General features: G+C 32.0%; 18 protein-coding genes. 12 read left to right on the plus strand and 6 right to left on the minus strand.

Annotation, left to right across the window (positions count from 1 at the left end; all coding sequences use genetic code 11):
• Positions 1–647 precede the first annotated feature (647 nt).
• The gene (locus D6T69_RS12475) at positions 648–2,411 is read left to right on the plus strand and encodes an ATP-dependent nuclease (RefSeq protein ID WP_125068039.1); all 1,764 of its coding nucleotides are present in this window, start codon (positions 648–650) and stop codon (positions 2,409–2,411) included.
• Positions 2,412–2,435: 24 nt separating this feature from the next.
• Positions 2,436–3,233, plus strand: coding sequence for a hypothetical protein (locus D6T69_RS12480; RefSeq protein ID WP_125068040.1), 798 nt, complete (start codon positions 2,436–2,438; stop codon positions 3,231–3,233).
• A 6-nt stretch (positions 3,234–3,239) separates the two neighbouring features.
• Here the strand turns inward: D6T69_RS12480 and holA are convergent, their stop codons facing one another.
• A complete protein-coding gene (holA, locus tag D6T69_RS12485; RefSeq protein WP_125068041.1) occupies positions 3,240–4,241 on the minus strand; it encodes a DNA polymerase III subunit delta in 1,002 nt (333 codons plus the stop codon).
• Positions 4,242–4,584: 343 nt separating this feature from the next.
• Here holA and D6T69_RS12490 point away from each other — a divergent pair, with 343 nt between their 5' ends.
• Complete coding sequence (locus D6T69_RS12490) at positions 4,585–5,028, plus strand: type I restriction enzyme HsdR N-terminal domain-containing protein (protein ID WP_073181171.1); 444 nt, start codon at positions 4,585–4,587, stop codon at positions 5,026–5,028.
• A 5-nt stretch (positions 5,029–5,033) separates the two neighbouring features.
• The gene (locus D6T69_RS12495) at positions 5,034–5,582 is read left to right on the plus strand and encodes a nucleotidyltransferase family protein (protein ID WP_125068042.1); all 549 of its coding nucleotides are present in this window, start codon (positions 5,034–5,036) and stop codon (positions 5,580–5,582) included.
• Between the two features lie 171 nt (positions 5,583–5,753).
• Here D6T69_RS12495 and rlmF read toward each other — a convergent pair whose 3' ends face one another.
• Genes rlmF through D6T69_RS12510 form a run of 3 tightly spaced genes read right to left on the minus strand, consistent with a single transcriptional unit; the run spans position 5,754 to position 8,871 of the window.
• Entirely contained in the window at positions 5,754–6,611 is an 858-nt protein-coding gene (rlmF, locus tag D6T69_RS12500) for a 23S rRNA (adenine(1618)-N(6))-methyltransferase RlmF (protein ID WP_125068043.1), read from the minus strand.
• Positions 6,611–8,206, minus strand: coding sequence for a bacillithiol biosynthesis cysteine-adding enzyme BshC (bshC, locus tag D6T69_RS12505; RefSeq protein WP_125068044.1), 1,596 nt, complete (start codon positions 8,204–8,206; stop codon positions 6,611–6,613). Before bshC ends, rlmF begins: the two co-directional genes overlap by 1 nt.
• Positions 8,206–8,871, minus strand: coding sequence for a class I SAM-dependent methyltransferase (locus D6T69_RS12510; RefSeq protein WP_125068045.1), 666 nt, complete (start codon positions 8,869–8,871; stop codon positions 8,206–8,208). Before D6T69_RS12510 ends, bshC begins: the two co-directional genes overlap by 1 nt.
• A gap of 121 nt (positions 8,872–8,992) precedes the next feature.
• Here D6T69_RS12510 and D6T69_RS12515 point away from each other — a divergent pair, with 121 nt between their 5' ends.
• The 5 genes from D6T69_RS12515 to D6T69_RS12535 are packed head-to-tail and all read left to right on the plus strand — an operon-like array spanning position 8,993 to position 14,182.
• A complete protein-coding gene (locus D6T69_RS12515) occupies positions 8,993–10,927 on the plus strand; it encodes a BatA domain-containing protein (RefSeq protein WP_125068046.1) in 1,935 nt (644 codons plus the stop codon).
• A complete protein-coding gene (locus D6T69_RS12520; RefSeq protein ID WP_125068047.1) occupies positions 10,924–12,183 on the plus strand; it encodes a dihydroorotase in 1,260 nt (419 codons plus the stop codon). Before D6T69_RS12515 ends, D6T69_RS12520 begins: the two co-directional genes overlap by 4 nt.
• Positions 12,184–12,187: 4 nt before the next feature.
• Positions 12,188–12,514 (plus strand): hypothetical protein, encoded by a 327-nt coding sequence (locus D6T69_RS12525; RefSeq protein ID WP_125068048.1) that lies wholly within the window; start codon positions 12,188–12,190, stop codon positions 12,512–12,514.
• A 3-nt stretch (positions 12,515–12,517) separates the two neighbouring features.
• Positions 12,518–13,156 carry an alpha/beta hydrolase gene (locus D6T69_RS12530; RefSeq protein WP_125068049.1) on the plus strand — a complete coding sequence of 213 codons (639 nt, stop codon included), beginning with the start codon at positions 12,518–12,520 and terminating at the stop codon, positions 13,154–13,156.
• Between the two features lie 54 nt (positions 13,157–13,210).
• Positions 13,211–14,182, plus strand: coding sequence for a sterol desaturase family protein (locus tag D6T69_RS12535; protein WP_125068050.1), 972 nt, complete (start codon positions 13,211–13,213; stop codon positions 14,180–14,182).
• A gap of 36 nt (positions 14,183–14,218) precedes the next feature.
• Here the strand turns inward: D6T69_RS12535 and bcp are convergent, their stop codons facing one another.
• A complete protein-coding gene (gene bcp / locus D6T69_RS12540; protein ID WP_125068051.1) occupies positions 14,219–14,671 on the minus strand; it encodes a thioredoxin-dependent thiol peroxidase in 453 nt (150 codons plus the stop codon).
• 109 nt (positions 14,672–14,780) lie between these two features.
• On the opposite strand from bcp, the gene D6T69_RS12545 reads away from it, so the two are divergent.
• The gene (locus D6T69_RS12545) at positions 14,781–15,437 is read left to right on the plus strand and encodes an endonuclease III domain-containing protein (RefSeq protein ID WP_125068052.1); all 657 of its coding nucleotides are present in this window, start codon (positions 14,781–14,783) and stop codon (positions 15,435–15,437) included.
• A gap of 242 nt (positions 15,438–15,679) precedes the next feature.
• On the opposite strand, the gene D6T69_RS12550 is transcribed toward D6T69_RS12545, so the two are convergent.
• Positions 15,680–16,261, minus strand: coding sequence for an RNA polymerase sigma factor (locus D6T69_RS12550; protein ID WP_206197817.1), 582 nt, complete (start codon positions 16,259–16,261; stop codon positions 15,680–15,682).
• A gap of 524 nt (positions 16,262–16,785) precedes the next feature.
• On the opposite strand from D6T69_RS12550, the gene D6T69_RS12555 reads away from it, so the two are divergent.
• A complete protein-coding gene (locus D6T69_RS12555; protein WP_125068054.1) occupies positions 16,786–17,865 on the plus strand; it encodes a linear amide C-N hydrolase in 1,080 nt (359 codons plus the stop codon).
• A gap of 206 nt (positions 17,866–18,071) precedes the next feature.
• On the plus strand, positions 18,072–19,802 hold the full coding sequence (locus D6T69_RS12560; protein WP_125068055.1) for an FAD-dependent oxidoreductase: 1,731 nt from the start codon (positions 18,072–18,074) through the stop codon (positions 19,800–19,802).
• Positions 19,803–19,957: the final 155 nt, after the last annotated feature.

Genomic DNA, 19,957 nt, shown 5'->3' on the forward strand with positions numbered 1-19,957 from the left:
ACAAAATGCTACTTTTAAGTATTGGTTGGTGACTTTTTCTTGACCTTTTTTAATGCTTACACCGAGAGTTTTTATGAAATCTGTTGGGATTTGAGGCTACGGCTAGCACCACTGTCAACTTTTTTACGAGTGTTATTAATTTATCTATTGTCTTAATATTAGCACTCTATGCCGTGGTGTTAACGGAGCATGCCGTGGTATCAGCGACCCGTGCCGTAGTGTCAACGGAGCATGCCGTGATATTAGCGACCCGTGCCGCGGTGTTAACGGAGCACGCCGTGATATCAGCGACCCGTGCCGTGGTGTCTTCGGAGCATGCCGTGATGTCTGCGGAGCACGCCGTGATATCAGCGACCCATGCTGTGGTATCTTCGGAGCATGCCGTGATATCAGCAACCCATGCAAGCTTTTATGATAGCTAAAACAACTTTTGTTACCTAAATAAGGGAGTTTATGGGTTTCCGTAAGCATATGTGTGTGCTTTTTTTTAGGTTGCAGGAATCATATAATTAATTAACAGACAACAATAATTCGTTAATAACTTTATTTTAGATAAAGCATTAGTTTTGATACATTTGATAACATATAAAAATTGCTGAGCCCTATTATTTCGTGCTCAAAAACCAAAATAAAACAAGCTCTAAGACATGATTCATAAGATTAATTTAAAAAAGTTTAAACGATATAAGAGCAATGAAATAAACTTAAAACCTAACAGTGTAACTATACTTGCTGGTGGCAATAACTCAGGAAAATCAACCTTACTACATGCTATCGCTGTTTGGGAATTCTGTAAATTAATTTTGACAATTGAAAAAGGAAGAAATTACCTTCATGAAGAACATAAAGGTCAAGGTTTAGGTGTAAGTGCTGATGAGTTTCTGCCCATTGCCCTTCCATCTTTAAAACATCTTTGGACAAATCTTAAAACTCAAAAAGAAGGAGTTGATGAAGACGGATATAACTTAAGAATTAAATGTTTTTGGTTTAACAAATCTGAACAAGAAAAATATTTAGAGATAGCTTTATCACTAGCAAACGATAGGCTTTTTATCAAAACCACTGAATCAAATATCATCAAAGACGATAAAATTCCAACTGCTGCGTATTTACCTACATTCGCTGGCATTTTAGAACGAGAAAATAAAGTAAGTCTAGCTGAAAGAAGAAAATTAATTGGTAAAGGATTAGCAGGTTCAGTCTTAAGAAACTTATTACTAGACCTTTATCAAAAGAATCAAATTGACAGAAGTACTTTAAAAGGAACTAGAGCAAAAATAAAAACCTCTGACCTCCACAAATTTAGGTTAAACGACCCTTTCGAAAGGCTAATCAATAATATTAGAAATACTTTTAGCACAGATTTGCGGATAAGTGATTTTAATGACTTATATCATACCTATATAAAAGTTGACTGCTTTAAGGGTGAATTTAATGAGAAGAAACGATTTAAAAAATTTAACTCCTATAATTATCGTGATCTAATGGTAGAAGGAAGTGGTTTTCTTCAATGGCTAAATGTATTTACCTTGACTTTAAGTCCTGATATTGACATTGTATTACTTGATGAACCTGACGCTCATTTACATCCAAGCTTGCAAATAAAACTTATTGATGAACTTGAAAAAATTAACACTAGATCAAAAAAACAAATCTTAATAGCAACACATTCATCAGAGATTATTAAAGAAGCTATTCCAAACGATATACTAAATCTAAATAATACTAAGTATTTAACTACCGAAAGCCAAAAAACAGGACTCCTTTCTGGACTTGGTTCAGAATACTCTCCATTACTGCACAAAATAAAAACATCAAAGAAAGTTCTTTTCGTAGAAGGTCATTTTGATTTTTTAGTTCTTAAGAAGGTAGGAGAACTTATTAATCAACCAATAGATGAATCTGTAGTTCCATGGATATCGGTGAGCAGTCATAAACAAAGAAAATTTTTATTTTCTGAACTGAAAAGTCAAATCCCTAACCTTAGAAGTGTTAGTATTAGAGACAGAGATGATGAAAGTCTAAACACTGTTGGTGAGGACTTAAAAGACCTTACTTTTACTGAAAATCAACGAGATGACATGAAACTATATAAATGGAAAAGAAGAAATATTGAGAACTATTTATTCTTAACTCCAATAATATCTGAATTGGCTAACATAGACGAAACAGTAGTATCAGAATACCTTTCAAATGAATTTGCCATTTCAATTCCTTGCTCTTATAAAGACAGCAAAGCTCCAGAAATAATTTTAAGACTAAATGGAAAAGGCATTTTAGACGAGGATTCTAACAGCATAAAAAAGAAATTCAATGTTTCAAAATTCAATATAGTAGAAAACTTAAAAGCTGATTCAATCTGTGATGATTTAATCACAATGGTCCAAAACATTAATAAAGACTTGAATTAAAAAACAATAAGATTTAAGCTATCTATGGAGATTTTCAATAACACATGGACTTATATTAGCCCTATCATAGCTTCTTTTTTAACTTACATTATTACTATAAAAAGTAAGAAAAAAGATATTGATATAGAAAAGAGTAAAAAGTTAAATATTGTAGTTTCAAACCTTCTTGATGTCTGGAGTTATTTAGATAGATTAAATACTCTTTCACAAATAAACAAAGTCGACTTACCTATTCCAATGAATATGATTCCTGTTTTATTTTCAGATTCAAAGTTATTTAATGATGCTTCTTTTAAAAATCTAGAAAACTCAATAAGCTTACTCAAAGAGTATGATCCAATTGTCTATTATGAATTAAGTGGAATCGGAAGTAGATTTAAGGAAATTAAGTCTAACTTTATTTTACCTTTCTTACATTCTAAAAATCAAAGTAGTTTCAATCAAAAGCTATCCGAGACTTATATAAAAGAAACTATTGAAGAGATAGAAGAATATTTAATTTCCATATCTAAACACATTGGTTATAAAGCAATTAAAAAAATCAAAAAAAAGATATATATACATCCTAAAAGTAACATAGAAGATATAAAAGAGGACTTCACTCTTAGTTACTACAACACTATAATTGAATTAATTCCTGAAAACGTAAAAAAACCTACACTTGAAGAATTTAAAAGGGAGTTGAATAGTGAGGAAACTCGAAAACAATTTAAAGAATACATGAGTACATTTTCTAACATTAACTTTAATCAGTTAACAAGTATTATTGCAGAAGACCCATACATTTCGCTTGAAGAGATGAAAGATAAGCTAAAATTATAAAAAATATCAATGCAAAATCTTGAACAGCAATTCTTTTAAAATATCGGCATGGGTTTGGTTGGCTCCTACTCCTTTGCTTTTTACATCAGCATCGCGTAGTAAAGCTATAATTTGTGATACTTTTCGCATCGGGTAGTTACGGGCTGCGTTTACATAGTCGTCCACAAAATATGGGTTTACTCCCAAATTTTTAGCAACCGAAGCTTTCGATTTGTCTTTTAATCCGTGGTACATTAATAACTGTGTAAAAAAGCTATTTAGCAAGGAAATGGTCATTACCAACGGGTTGTTTTTTGGGTTCTGTGCAAAATAATTGATAATTCTGTTCGCTTTTACCACATCTCGCTGCCCTACTGCTTTACGCAACTCAAAATTGTTAAAGTCTTTAGAAATCCCGATGTTTTCTTCAATATGCTTATCGGTAATAATCGTTTCTGCAGGCAATACTGAGGTTAGTTTGTCTAATTCGTTGCTAATCTTGCTTAGGTCGGTTCCTAAAAACTCCACCAACATTTGCGAAGCTTTTGGTTCGATATTAAACTTTTTTCCGCCCAACACCTGACGAATCCAATCGGCTACTTGATTTTCATATAGTTTTTTACTCTCGTAAATGAGTCCACTTTTAACAATGGCTTTGTACGCCTTTTTACGTTTATCAAGCTTTTTGTATTTGTAATTAAACACCAACACGGTAGTTGGTTGCGGATTGGCAGCATACGACTCAATTTTATCTATCGTACGGCTTAAATCTTGCGCTTCTTTAACAATAATCACCTGCTTTTCTGCCATCATCGGAAATCTCTTTGCCGATGATACAATTTCCTCTATCGACACATCACGACCGTACATAACTACTTGATTGAATCCTTTTTCAGATTCATCCAACACATTGTCTTCAATATAATCTGAAATTTTATCGATGTAATACGGTTCTTCGCCCATTAAAAAATAAATGGGTTTGATGTTACCTCCTTTAATATCGGATATGATAGATTTAATTTCGTTCATGTGTCTTTCTTCTGCCTTCTTTTGGTGTTGTTATTTAACAATGTTACAGCTAAGTATTCATTCCTTAATAACACTCTTGGTCATTTCGATGGAGCGATTTTATGAGCGACGAGAAATCTTAACAATAAGAGTTACTCACCTCTTGAGATTCCTCCCTCTGGTCGGAATGACGATCTCTATAATGTCATTTCGAAGGAGTTGACGACTGAGAAATCTTATTCAACGGAGTAATTCCCGTGTTTAAGATCTCTCACATTCCGCGCTGCTTCAGTTCGAGATGACAATAATGTTTTGTCACAGTAAACAAAGAAGAAATAACTTATAATTTTCTTACTTTTGATCTATGCAAAAGCTCAACCTTCCTAGCTATACATTCAAGCTCAAAAGTAACGAAAATAAGACGCTTATTTTTGATAATTTGAGAAAAAAATACATGGTATTAACTCCCGAGGAATGGGTACGTCAACATTTTGTGCAATGGTTGATTCAAGAGAGAAACTACCCAGTTTCATTAATCGCTATTGAAAAACAATTGGTTATCAACAACCTTAAAAAACGTACCGATATTGTGGTTTTTGCTTCAGACGGTCATCCGAATATTATTGTGGAATGTAAAGCGCCACACATAAAAATTACCCAAGATACCTTTGATCAAATTGCACGTTATAACTTAAAGCTCGATGCCGATTATCTCATCGTAACCAACGGACTACAACACTTTTTTTGTATGCTCGATAAAGAGAACGAAACTTATGTGTTTTTAAGGGATATTCCTCAATACCAATAAGTTTTATGAAAACAGATTTCACCCCTGAATTCATAAGCATTATTGAAAATGACGCTTGGATGCTACGTATTCTTGAAATCGTTCGTAGCCTACACCTCCCCGATTGTTGGATTGGTGCCGGTTTTGTTAGGAACAAAATTTGGGACTACAAACACAATAATAAAAGAACTTCTTTAAACGATGTTGATGTTATTTACTTTGATAAAAGCGATACTTCCAAAGCTCGTGAATTAGCTCTTGAAGAACAGCTTAAGGCTATTAATTCCTCTGTTAACTGGTCGGTAAAAAATCAAGCAAGAATGCATATTCGAAATAGTCATTCACCTTATAAAAATTGTCTCGAAGCCATTTCTTACTGGCCTGAAACTGCTACTTCGATTGCTATTCAGTTAAACTCTGACAATCAAATTGAATATATTGCTCCGTATGGTTTAGACGATGTGTTCAACCTTGTTGTGCGACCTACTCCTAATTTCGATTTAACGACGTATCGTAACAGGGTTGCGAGTAAAAAATGGGAAGATACTTGGAAGAGGTTGGTTATTGAAGAGTAAGGGTATTCTCCTCGTGAGGCTCAACTTCGTTAATTCTTCCTTTTTTTCATCACTTCAAAATAACGGTTTCCTATTTTATTATTTAGCAATTATGAAAAAAATTATCAAGAGAGTAAAATACCTCCTAATTTTTAATAAAATCACTTTAAACTAATAATAAACAATTACTCACTATGTAAACCTCCAACACACAATACGTGTTACCTTGTTTCCTTGGTGCATAGGAATTACTTTAAATTCTTTAACTCCTAACTTTTTTCCTGAGTTCTGTAAGCTTTCTACGTTTTCTTTTTTTGAAACCAAACTCGTAAACCATTTACTTACTTTCGGATGTTTAGAACTCTCATATAAATAGGTATGCAAAAAAGCTTTCTCTCCGCCTATATACCATAATTCATTAGAATTTCCTGCAAAATTACGTACTGCATTATTCCCTAAGTTTCTCGATTTTCTTCGGTTGGCTCCTCTCGCCTCTTCTGCTGATTTATAAAATGGAGGATTGCACATAGTTACTGTAAAAGCATCTCCTTCTTCTATAATTCCTTCTAAGATATGTTCTTCTTTAAACTGTTGTCTTAATTCAACCTTATCAGTAAAACCATTATCATCTATAATATCCTGAGCATAATCTAACGAATCTAAATCTATATCGGTTGCTACAAAATTCCAATCGTATACTGCAATTCCTAACAAAGGATAAATACAACTTGCCCCTGTACCAATATCTAATACCGTTACATTTTCTTCACCTGCAACTAAATCGGCTAAATGATGAATATAGTCTACTCTTCCCGGTATTGGCGGACATAAGTTCTCATCAGAAAAATTCCAATGTTTAATATTATAATGAGCTGCTAATAAAGCCTTATTAAACTCTTTTACAGCTATTGGATCAGAAAAATCAATAGTCTCTTTCTCAAACTTTTCAATGATAAATTCAGAAAGTTTCGGATACTTTTCTACCAATAGCGTGAAGTCGTATCCTTGATTGTGTATATTTTTAGGATGTAATCCTTTTTTTGTGCTCATTAAAGTGTAATAACAGTAAACTCTAGTTGTAACGGATGTAAGTTTTCTTTTAGAATTGTAATGAAGTCTGCTCCATACTCTAAATAGAACTCTGAAAAATTACGTTGACGCTCTTCTAAACTTTGATTAGGTAATAATTCGTTTTGCAAAGCTACGATTCTTTCAACCATTTCTTTTTGACGTCTTTTTTCTGCTCGCAACCATCTTTTTTCAAGGTTTTCTAATCCTTTCACCTGTTTTCTTTCTTGTGCATTTACAGCTCCTAAGAAAGAAACATCGGTTTTTTTAGCTAGCTCACGTAAATCATCAAATTGTTGTTGTAAAAACTGTTTTTGCTTGGTAAAATCTACCTTAGTATCACCGTTAGCTAACACTTTTCTTGCTAGTAAGTCGTCTTGTTTTAAAAATAATTCTTCTTCTGAAACGTTTAGTTTTTCTAACTTTCCTAACTGCTTTTCTGAAAGTATTTGAGCTGAGTTTCTCAATAACAAAATAGGAAACGGAACATTTACTTTATCAAAATATACCTTTAACTCTAACCAATAGGCTAACTCTCCTCCTCCACCTATGTAGCATAGGTTCGGTAAAATTACCTCTTGGTATAGTGGACGCATAATTACGTTTGGCGAAAAACATTCTGGTTCACTATGTAAATGGTCTAAGATTTCATCTTTTGTCCAAGAAATATCTGTATTGTTTACTTTGTAAATTCCGTTTTCAAGAACAATACGTTCACGAATCCTATCGGTAATATAAAATAAGTTTATCTCACGCGGATTTACTTGTATTTTATATGATTGTTCTAGTGCTGTAATTGTTTTCGATACTTCTTTATAAGAGGTTTCGTGTAACAAATCGTACTCTACATAAGGTATTAACGCTCTTTTTAATTCTCTTTCGTCAGCATCTAAAATTACCAAACCATATTTTCCAAAAAGTTTGTCAGCTATATATCTGGTTGCACCTGCTAATGTTTTGTGCTGTAAATATCCTTTTTCAAAGAGTTCTTTTATTTGAATAGCATTTTTTGAACTTCCTAAATGTTCAGCAAATACTTCAAAAACATCTTGTAACCCCTCGGTTGTAAAACGTCCTACAGGTCCTTTTTGATCAGAGTTCCACTGTACTTTTTTTCCTTTAAAGTTAAAGAAGTTAATTTCTTCAAAATCGTGGTCTTCTGTTGCCATCCAATATACGGGCACAAAATTCTCATTAGGAAACTGCATTGACAAATGCTCGCACATGTTTATGGTTGAAATAATTTTATACAGAAAATATAACGGTCCCGTAAACAAATTCAACTGATGTCCTGTTGTTATGGTAAATGTATTCTCTTTTAGTAAACTTTCTATATTTTTTTGTGTCTCAAAAGATAAGTCAACGTCTTTGTATTGTTTTCTCAATACTTCAACTAACCTTTTCCTTTGAGTGCTTGAAATAGGGGTTGCTTTCTTTTCTTCTAACTGTTTTTCAAAGTTTCGTAAACTCGGATAACGGTTATAAAAAGGTTGAATCTTTTCATCAGCCTTTAAATAGTCCTCCATTGTTTTAGAAAAGAATCCTGTATTTTTATAAGAGATATTGGTTATGTTCATTACTTATTGGCTCTTTGAAATAATGTGTAAACATACGGACGTTCTCCTCCGTACGGATTTACAAATGTGTGATTAAAACTATTGACTAAAACAAAATCGTTTCCTAATTTTTCTTGTAACATTTCCGTATTGTAACGTTGTAATTGCAGTCCACAACATTTTTCTGCTCCATCTAAAGCAAAAACAGCAATAATTACAAATCCGTCTACTTTTACAAGCTTCTTTAATAAATTAAAATAGGCGTTTTGTTCTTCTTCTTTTAAAAAGAAATGTAGTACCGCTCTATCGTTCCAAACATCTACTTCTTCAAGATTTTGTAGTTGGGTTGGAGCCACTAAATTATCGGCTATAAAGTTAACTTTTGATGCACTTTCTCCTAATCGATTTTTTACATCGGTTAGTGCTTTTTCAGATAAATCATTTGCTATTAAGCCTGAATATCCATCAGCTACTAGCTCATCAATTAACATAGACGAACCAACACCAACGTTTAAGATTTTAGCGTCTTTTGGTACGTTAGATTCCTTTAATAATTCAATAGTTTCTTTCGAACTTTCTTCGAACCACCCTAGTTTTTCAGTTGGATTTTTTACGTAGGCTGCATTCCAGTGTTCTTTATAGTTAATTTCTCCCGGAATGTTACACTCACTCTCTTTTGTAGTCATAGTTCAAAAATAGGAAAATTTAATCCTTTGTCGAAAACTTACCACACTTCTAACAGATTTTTAACTACATTCTTTTTTAAACCATCTATTTAGGTATTTTTACAGTTAGTAAATTACAATTATGCAGTTTAAACATCCTGAGATTTTATATTTCTTAGCTTTTTTACTCATTCCTATTTTGGTACACTTGTTCCAACTACAGCGATTTGTAAAAGTTCCGTTTACCAATGTAGCTTTTTTACAAAAGTTAGTGTTGCAAACACGTAAAAGTTCTCGTATAAAAAAATGGCTGATTTTAGCTACTCGTTTACTGCTACTCGCTGCCCTTATTTTTGCTTTTGCTCAGCCATATTTTAGTAACCACAAAGCAAATGAAGAGCAACATTTCTTTATGTATCTTGATAATTCTTTAAGTACTAACGCTTTTGGAGAAAAAGGTAATTTACTGCAAATTGCTACTCAAGAAATTATTGAAAACTCAATAGAAAAAACTAAGTATTCTTTACTTACAAACGATCATTTTTACGCTAATAAAACAGTTTCTGAACTAAAAGAAGAGCTGTTAAAAACAACTAATACTGCTAAAAACAGAAAACTTGCTGATGTTTTTTTAAAAATGACTAGTGAGCATAAGTCTATAACTTCTTCTACCAAAAACATTGTAATTTCTGATTTTCAAAACATTAAAAAAGAGGAAATTGACAACGCTCCTGAAAATACTTCTTTTGTAAAATTGATACCTGAACAAAAAAGCAACATTTCTATTGATAGTGTTTTTGTAGATGACAATGGAGGTTCTAATTTCAACGTACATATTGTTGTTAGAAATCAAGGAAATGCTAAAAATGACATTCCTATTGCTATATATAATAATGACAAGCTATTGAATAAACAAACCTTTAGTATTGAGGAAAACAAGACTACGGAAGTTACTTTTTCTGTTGTAAAAACTCCAATGTTTTTAGGTAGAGTTGCTATTAATTTTAACGACACTTATGGGTTTGATAATTCGTTTTATTTTACCATCAATACCAACGAAAAAATTAATGTATTAGCTATTGGAGAATCAAATAACTTCTTACAACGAATTTATACCAAAGAAGAATTTAACTTTACTTCTTCTACGCTACAAAATGCCAACTATAATTTGATAGATAAGCAACATCTTATTGTATTAAATGAGTTGGAAAGTATTCCTGAAACGCTTCTGAATAGCTTAGAAAGCTACACTAAAAAAGGTGGAAATCTTGTTATAATTCCAAGTAAAGAATCAGCACTTTCTTCTTTTAACAACTTTTTTGGGAAGCTAAATACAGGAAAGTTGCTTTCTAAAAAAAATGATAGCTTAAAGGTTACTTCGATTAATTATAATCACCCTCTTTTAAAAAATGTTTTCGAAAAGAAAGTTGCTAACTTTCAATATCCGTTTGTAAAAACTTCTTTTAATTCTGAATTTAAGAATGCTAGTAACATTGTTTCTTTTGAAAACAAACAAGGCTTTATTAAACAGATTAATCTGCCAAATGCTTCTATGTATTGGGTAGCAGCTCCTCTAAATAAAGATAATAGTAACTTTACGAACTCACCTTTAATTGTACCTGTTTTTTATAACATCGGAAAACAAAGTTTACAACTTTCTGAATTGTATTATACCATAGACACAAAAAATACTATTGATATTGATAAACAACTAGGTAAAGATGAAGTTTTAAGTATTGTTAGTAGCAAAGGTTCTTTTATTCCTTTGCAACAAACTTTTCAAAACAAAACGCGTATCACAACCAAAGATCAACCTTTAGTTGCTGGCTTTTATCAAATACAACAAGGAAATAATGTGCTTAGAAATGTTGCTTTTAATTATAACAAAAGTGAAAGTGCCTTAGATTTTTTAATATTTTCTGAAGCTAATGATATGACTATATCTACTTCAGTTAAAAACACCTTGGAAAATATTAATGATGAAAACAAAATTCAATGGCTTTGGAAATGGTTTTTGGGCTTAGCTATTGTATCTTTGCTTTTAGAAATTTTGATTTTAAAATTCTTTAAACCATGACAACGCTGCTTAAATCGGCAACAATAATAGATGCTTCTAGTCCTTACCACCAACAAACTAAAGATATTTTAATTACCGACGGTATTATTACCAAAATTGATAACAACATTGCTAGTGAAGAAACTTATCAAGTTGTAGAACTTGAGAATCTTCATGTATCACCAGGTTGGTTTGATACGAGTGTTTCTTTTGGAGAACCGGGTTATGAAGAACGAGAAACCTTGCTACATGGTGTTCAAGTGGCGGCTAAAAGTGGTTTTACACATGTAGCTATCAATCCAAACACTCACCCTATAGTTGATAATAAATCAGCCATAGAGTTTTTAATTAATAAAGTAAACGGAGCGGCAACCAGCATTCATCCTATTGGAGCCTTAACACAACAAAGTAAAGGTGTTGAAATGTCTGAAATGTACGATATGCAACAATCGGGAGCTGTTGCTTTTGGCGATTATAACAAACCTGTTAGTAACGATAATCTATTAAAAATAGCATTGTTATATGCTCAAAATTTTGACGGATTGGTACTAAGCTTTCCTAAAAACAATTTAATTGCAGGTGAAGGTGTTGCTAACGAAGGAAAAAACAGTACGCTTTTAGGATTGAAAGGAATTCCTGCACTTGCAGAAGAAATTCAAATTTCTCGCGATTTGTTTTTATTAGAATACACAGGAGGAAAATTACACATTCCTACTATCTCAACTGCTAAGTCTGTTCAACTTATTAAAGAAGCAAAAGAAAAAGGGTTAGATGTAACGTGTAGTGTTGCTGTACATAATTTAGTTCTGACAGATGATGAACTACATGGTTTTGAAGCTAATAAAAAAGTAAATCCTCCCCTACGTACAGAAGAAGATAAAAAAGCCCTAATACAAGGTTTAAAAGAAGGAGTTATTGATATAATTACATCAGACCATAATCCTATAGACATTGAACATAAAAAAGTAGAGTTTTCTACCGCAAAAGACGGAACTATTGGTTTAGAAAGTGCTTTTGGAGCGTTGAATACTGTATTAGATTTAGAAACTATTATCAACTGTTTATCTAACAATCCTAGAAAACGTTTTAATATTGAGTTGGCTTCCATAAAAGAAGATGAAAAAGCAAGTTTGTCTGTTTTTAACCCTGATGGAGCATATACTTTCTCAGAGCAAAACATTGTTTCTACCTCAAAAAACAGTATCTTTCTAGGGAAAAAACTAGAAGGAAAAGTTTATGGTATTTACAATAATAGTCAACTAATTTTAAACTCATAGAATCATGGAAAATCTAACAGTAAACGAAGGAAAAACCGCTGCTATAATTAGTCACTTTTGGGTTATAGGTCTTATCATCGGTTTTATTCTAAACATGAACAAAAGAAACGATTTTGCTAGTTTTTACATCAGACAAATGCTTGGTTTAAATGTTCTTCAACTTTTAAACGGGTGGGTTGTTTATAGATATTTAGGTAGTAATGCTGGTTGGATTGTTGGAGTACTACTATTTGTACTTTGGTTAATTAGCCTTTTAGCTGTTTTAAAGGGAGAAAAGAAGCTTGTACCAGTTGTTGGTGAGCAATTTCAAAACCTATTTAAAGGAATTTAATACATGAGTTTACAATACATTGTAAGAGAACCTAAAACTTCAAATGCTAACCCTCCTTTATTAATTTTATTACACGGATATGGTAGCAACGAACAAGATTTATTTTCATTTGCAGAAGAATTACCAGACGATTTATTAATTGTAAGCGCTAGAGCTCTTCACGATATGGGCTATGGTGGTTATGCTTGGTATGCTATAAATTTTGATTCAGTTAACGGTAAGTTTTCTGATTTAAAACAAGCAGCTGAATCAGTTGATAAGATTGCTTCATTTATAGATGAAATCAAACAGAAATACAATACCAACCCTGATAAAACATTTTTATTAGGATTTAGCCAAGGAGCTATTTTAAGTTATGCGTTAAGTTTTAAGTACCCTAACAAGGTAAAACACGTAGTAGCTTTAAGCGGTTATATTAATGAAGAGTTATTACCTACTGAAATAGATAACTCTATTGCTACAGATTATTATATTTCTCACGGAACTGTAGATCAAGTTCTTCCTATAGATTGGGCGCGTAAAGCCCCTATTATACTGAAAGACTTTAAGTTAGATAACGAGTATTCAGAATATCCAGTTGGACATGGTGTTGCCCCTCAAAACTTTTATAGTTTTAAAAGCTGGATTGAGGAAAGACTATAAACTTTAACAGTTAAATTGAGTAAAATTAAATATTTTTGCAATTAAAAAAATAGCATGAGCAACATATTTAATCAAGATATATTATACTACTGGAGTGCTCCATTTTTCATTTCAGTAATCTTACTCGAAATGTTCTTTAGCTATAGAGCTAAAGCTAAAAACTACGAATTTAAAGATACAGCTACTAATGTTTACTTTGCTTTAGTAAATTTTAGTCTAGACTTGTTAATGAAGGTTACTTCATTTGCCATTATGGGCTTTTGTTACCAATACAGAATTATTGACTGGGAAGGTAACATGTCGTGGGCATATTGGCTGTTAGCTTTTATTGGTCAAGACTTTTTGTACTATATACACCATTATGTAGATCATCATTCACGATTTTTCTGGGCTGTACACGTAACACATCACAACTCTGAATTTTATAATATTTCAACTGGTTTTAGATCTCCAGTTTTACAGCCTTTATTTAGGTATATGTTCTTTTTACCGTTAGCTTTTCTAGGTGTTATGCCACTACACATTATGTTTGCATATGCCATGAATCAAAACTACGGAACCTTATGCCATACCAATTTTATTAAAAGTAAATTAGGTTGGTGGGGATATATTTTTGTAACTCCTTCTCATCACAGAGTGCATCATGCTTCAAACACTAAATACCTTGATAAAAATATGGGAATGGTCTTAATTATTTGGGATCGTATTTTTGGAACTTTTCAGGCTGAAGAGGATGAAACTGAATATGAAAAATTACGTTATGGTTTAACCAAACCTTTAGAGGACAAAGGACCGATTAACATCATTTTTCACGAGTGGAAAGAGATTTTTAAAGACTTTTTTAATCGAAAAAAGGATTTACCATTAACAACACGCTTAAAATATGTGTTTATGCCTCCTGGTTGGAGTCATGATGGTAGCACTAAAACAAGTAGAGAATTACAAAAAGAACTTGCTTCCACTACAGAAGTGATAACAACTCCTAAAGAATTAAGAGTAAGTCCACAAAAAATAAAAGTCGAGTAAATACTCGACTTTTTCTTTTATTAAATAGATATACTATTACTTTAATATCTGATTTGCGTGTTCTTTTGTTTTTACTTTCGTAATAACATCTTCTATAACTCCATTCTCATCAATTACAAAAGTAGTACGGTGAATTCCATCATACTCTCTTCCCATAAACTTTTTAGGTCCCCAAACACCAAAAGCGTTGATTACGTCTTTACTTTCATCTGCTAATAAAGGAAAAGGTAATTCATTTTTATTAATAAAGTTTTGTTGACGTCTTGCCGAATCTGCACTCACTCCTAAAACATCATAGCCTTTTGCTAAAAATGTTTTGTAATTATCACGTAAGTCACAAGCTTCAGCTGTACAACCAGGTGTACTTGCTTTTGGGTAAAAGAACAATACTAGTTTTTTCCCTGTATAATCAGAAAGTTTTACAGCATTTCCTTTTTCGTCTACTGATTCAAAATTTGGTGCCTTATCTCCTATTTTTAGTGTTGTCATATTATATTGTTTCAAAGTTATTATGTCAAAGTTACAAAGTTGATTTTGATTATCCATAAAACATACGAAGCTTCTTTGTACCTTTGATTTTTTCAAATTTTATAAAGCAATGACGAAAGCAGAAAAAGTTCAGTTTGTTATAGATACTTTAGAAGAGTTGTATCCTGAAACGCCCATTCCTTTAGACCATAAAGACCCGTACACCTTGTTGATTGCTGTATTGATGTCTGCTCAAAGTACTGATGCTCGTGTAAACACCATTACGCCATTATTATTTGAAAAAGCTGATAATCCGTACGATATGGTAAAACTTACTGTTGATGAAATTCGAGAGATTATCAAACCTGTCGGTTTGTCGCCTATGAAATCTAAAGGAATTCACGGTTTGTCAAAAATTTTAATTGAAAAACATAATGGTGAAGTCCCTGTTGATATGGACGCTTTAGAAGAATTACCTGCAGTAGGTCATAAAACGGCTAGTGTGGTAATGGCACAAGCTTTTGATATTCCTGCTTTTCCTGTAGATACCCATATTCATAGATTAATGTATCGTTGGAATTTATCTAACGGAAAAAGTGTTGCACAAACTGAAAAAGACGCAAAACGTTTATTTCCAAAAGAATTATGGAATAAATTACACTTACAAATTATTTATTACGGACGCGAATACTCTCCTGCTCGAGGTTGGAGGTTAGAAAATGATATTATTACTAAGACAGTTGGAAGAAAATCGGTAATAGACGATTATAATAAAAAGAAAGCATAAAAAAAGCCCCAACCTTGGTTGAAGCTTTTTCCACTCTTAATTCAAATTCAATTCAATGAGATAGTTTGATTTCGTTTTAACTACTGTTAGCGATTTAGAAAAATTAATCAAATATTGAACTGTTTCTTGTTTAGGTTCCATTTTAAAGTCAGGAGACTTCTTAGTGTAAATTTGCATCATATATAATTCCCTTATTATTACTTATAATCAATGATTTAACGATGCATTTTTTCAAATATTGTTTAACTGACTAAAATAATTTTATTTTTTTCAATTATTTTTCTCAAATTAATTAAAGCATAACGCATTCTACCTAATGCAGTGTTTATACTAACACCTGTATTTTCTGATATTTCATTAAAACTCATATCATTATAAATACGCATTTTTAAAACCTCCTTTTGTTCTTCAGGTAGTTCTTCAACTAACTCTTTAACATCGTTTAAAATTTGTTCTTTTATTATTTTTCCTTCTGCATTCAAAGTTCCATCGCTTAATACCGAAAAAATATCAAACTCTTCTGTATTATTAAACGTGGGCATGCGATTGTTTTTTCTAAAAAAATCAATAATTAAATTATGAGCAATACGCATTACCCATGGTAAAAATTTACCTTCTTCGTTATAATTTCCTTTTTTTAGTGTTCTTATAACCTTTATAAAGGTGTCTTGAAAAATATCTTCTGTAGTATCTCTATTTTGTACTTTACTATAAATAAAGCTATAAAGACGTTGCTGGTGGCGCTTAATCAATAATTCTATGGCGTATTCATTACCATTAATGTAGTTCTTTACTAAAACACTGTCATCTGCTATGTTTTGCATAATAATTACTTTTTTAAAAGAGCAACTAACTAGTTCTCTTTTGGTTAGGGGATATTAAGTTATAAAAGTAATTATCTTGCTATAGGCTATTATTTATTGATTAATAATGAGTTACAAATATTAAATTTTTTATTAATAAATACAAAAAAAACTATAAAAAAAGAGAAAAACACTATCGTTTATTCAATAAAACCACTTGAAATTAGTATTTCTTATTACTTATCTTTTTCGATTATATTGAGTATATAAAGACTGATATTTCAACTGTTAACCCAAAAGAAAACATTCATTATATTTTCCATCCTCATCTGTTATATCCTTTTAAAAAAATAGAATTAAAAGTCATTTTATACCGTCCTAAAATCTATAGAGTCCCCACTTAAAAAACAAATTATACATACCCAAATACCTTACGTTTATAACCAAATATTAGTATGGTCAAGCCCTTCATTTAAATATATAGCTTTTCTCTCTATAGTTTTGTAATTATAAAATCAATATTAACCCCCGAAAAATTTAAAACTATGTGTACAAGAATATTTAACAATTTTAGTGCAGAAAACAATTATCTAACTACAGCAAGAAATATGGATTGGGCTACCCAAATGCCTACCACTATTTTTGCTTTTAGAGTTACTCCTCAAAACCCAATGCTTAAATGCGGAACAGAAATTGAAAATGAACATTCGTTAATATGGGAAGCACAATATAGCAGTATTGTAACTATGGTGGGTACCGAAGCTCCTTTTGGCGCATCTGATGGTATCAACTCTCAAGGACTGGTCGCTAATCTATTATACGACAGTGGTGCTTCTTACAATAGAGAAGATGGTAGTTCTTGTAAAAATTTAGATGTTTTAAGATGGGTACAATTTGTATTGGATACTTGTTGTTCAGTTTCTGAAGTGGTTGCAAAATTTAGTAAAGAAGCCGAAACTCAAATTCAGTTAATTGGAGGAAAAGTTCCTGGTTCTAATAAAAAAGCTTCTTTGCATCTTGCTGTTTCTGACCTTCATGGTAAATCTGCCATTATTGAAGTTCATAATGGAAGTTACATCATTTATGAAGATCCTGAATTTAGAGTAATGACTAACGAACCTTCTTATGCCAAACAAATTGAACTAAATCAATTTTGGCGTTGGCAGTGGAATGATAAAAATAACTTTCCTAGTAATACTTTACCAGGCGGTCCCTTTCCTTCTGATAGATTTGCCAGAGCTTCATATTATCTAAATCATTTATATGACACTACTAGTAATTCTGATTCTTTAACTCAATCAAAATCAGTTGTTATGAATGCTTCTGTGCCTGTTAATTTCAAATCAACTTTAGAAAAATATCCAAACATCGCACAAACTTTATGGACAAGCGTTGCTTCTCACAACAACCTTACCTACTATTTTTGTAATGCTAGAACCATGGGAGAAATTTATATGGATTTGAATAAGATGAATGATTTCCCTAGTGCTGTTTCTAAACTTATTGTGGTTTCTGAAAACGATGAACATGAATTTATAAACCATGAACTATACGGATATCAAAACGAAAATTTCACAAAAACTGTTGATCCATTTGCTATGACAGCTGTACTAGCGGATAAATAAACTCTTTTAAAGCTTTATATTAAACAGTTAAAACATTTAATTGAATTTATTTTTGGTAGAAGCTCTTCCTTATTCAAACAAACTCACTTTCTGCTTATACCCTTTTTCAATTACTTAAATCAAATATTTAATCATTTAAAAAACTCTTTCTTAAATACACATAGGTGCAATTATTTTTGAGTTTTAATCCTTAAACTACAATATCTATGAAAACTGACATTCAAGAAGAAATTAATACGCTACTTAGAGAAAACATTGACAACTTTTTAAAAGAAATCCAAGAATCGTTACCTTCAAATGTAACAGTATCTACAAATTGGGGGAGTCTACATAATGTTTACGAACATTATAAAAATAGCCATATTTTCAATAGAAGATTGCAATTCAATCCCTTTGTGATTGTTTATTGCGAAAGCCCTGAAGACGTACAAAATACATTCAAAGCTGCAAAGAACAACAAGCTCCCTTTCAAAGTCAGAGCTGGAGGTCATGATCACGAAGGCGAATGTACTGGAACTAATATTGTGTTAATAGATGTTTCTAAAATGAACTATCCCGAACATGATAATGAAAAAGTTTATATTAAAAATATTGACGGAGAAAAAATCGCACATATTCGTCCAGGTATTCGTTTTAAAGATCTAACTTCAAGACTCGCTGACCAAGACGTTATGATTCCCCACGGTACTTGTGCTACTGTTGGTATTGCTGGCTTCACCATGGGTGGTGGCTGGGGACCATGGACTCGTAAATATGGCATGTGCTGTGAACGTTTAGTCGGCGCTACCGTTTTGTTAGGAAACGGAGAGTTTGCAGAACTCAATGAAAAAAATGGTGAGATTCCTGATTTACTTTGGGCATTAAGAGGCGGTGGTGGCATGAGTTACGGAATTGTAACCGAACTTAGAATTAAAACTTTTGAACTACCTAAAATATTACATCGCTTCAATGTCGTTTGGAATCCGTATTCCCATTTAAATCCAGATAAAGTTGAAGAAAATGTTCCTACTCTTGAAGTGCTACAAAAATGGGAGGAAATTATTCAACCTAACAACTCACCTCAACTTATTGGAACCAACTTAAAAGTGAGTGCAAGATCGTGGGATGAAAACACACCTATTCCTTATAAAACCATCTATCTTAATTGCCAGTTTAATGGGTATTGGGAAGGAGATGAAATAAGCTTAAGGGAGTTTATAAAAGATAACTTTAAAGGTGTACTTGCCGTTACAGATAATATGTTAACTATTGAACCTGCCACAGGTGCAGATTTTGAACATAAAAGCAACTATGGTGAACACCTAATGAGTTCATGGGACAGGGAGTCTTTTAATGAAATTAAGTTATCCATGCTCCCTCCTGAGTTATTAATGGGGACACCGCTACAACCAGATTTAGATCTACCTGCACCACATAAAATAACTTCAAGACTTGTTGATAAAAAAGGTTTAGGAGAAGAAGGGCATCAAAAACTAATTGAAAGCTTGTGCTCTCCTCTATTAAATGAGCATAACAGGAAAAATACTATTACATCTTATATTACCTTAGGAGCTATTACAGGCGATTTTTACAAAAAACATCCTGAGACAAATAGTGCTTTTCCATATAATGACAAACAATATACCATACAATACCAATGTTGGTGGGAAGCTTTAGATGCAAATATGGATCCAGCAATTAAAAAGTATATTGAAGAAAAAATAAAAAACTTCCAAGACAATACTTTATATGATTACACCAATAGAGCGCTAGATTGGATTGAAGTATGTAGAGATTTTGATATCCCAAATACCTCTGGCGCATTTATAAGCTTTAAGGATAGTTCTATCCCTACTAAAACATATTTTGCCCAAAACTACAATGAACTTATTAGGATTAAAGAACAATACTCGAAAGATCCTTATAATCACTTCAGAACAAGAAAAACAATAATATAAATCTACTTCTCCCCTTCTTAATGAAGGGGATTTTTTTTACTATTTTCGAAAAAAAACAAATAGACACCTTATTTTATAAACATTATATATTTAATCTAAGTTTTGTAAAAAGAAAAGTCCTTGATATTTACATTAAGGTTATAATGTAGAGTTAA

Source organism: Tenacibaculum singaporense, from assembly GCF_003867015.1.
GTDB classification, from domain to species: domain Bacteria; phylum Bacteroidota; class Bacteroidia; order Flavobacteriales; family Flavobacteriaceae; genus Polaribacter; species Polaribacter singaporensis.